1 protein-coding gene is annotated in these 357 nt (G+C 58.3%); it reads right to left on the minus strand.

What is annotated here, in order from left to right:
* The coding region (locus DEO48_RS26315; RefSeq protein ID WP_146198353.1) for an inovirus-type Gp2 protein at positions 1-357 on the minus strand (357 nt) is incomplete at both ends.

The following is a 357-nucleotide window of genomic DNA, read 5'->3' on the forward strand; positions in this document are numbered from 1 at the left end:
TTTCGCGTTTGGCAAGATAAGCCGCCTGCGACAGCGCCTGTTGCAGTTGAGTATCATCGCCACGTGTCAGCCATGACACCGGGCTTTTCGGGAAGCGGGCCAGTACGGCGTGAGCCTCAGCATCCACCCGGAGGGCACTGCACCAGGCCTGTTTAATCATTCCGGCAAGCGTGTCCGGGTCGTTGTAATCGCCCGGTCCGCACCACGTATCCCGGTTCAGTAACAGCACCACGTGGTAGTGCTTCTTCCCTTTGATTTCGCCAAACTCACGCGCCCAGACAAACCGCAGCGTGGTCGGCCAGACACGTTTACCCTCTCGACGTTTACGCTGAAAGTACGCGTCAATACGGGCTTTCA

It is taken from the genome of Enterobacter sp. CGMCC 5087, assembly GCF_003144775.1.
Taxonomy (GTDB): domain Bacteria; phylum Pseudomonadota; class Gammaproteobacteria; order Enterobacterales; family Enterobacteriaceae; genus Enterobacter; species Enterobacter cloacae_M.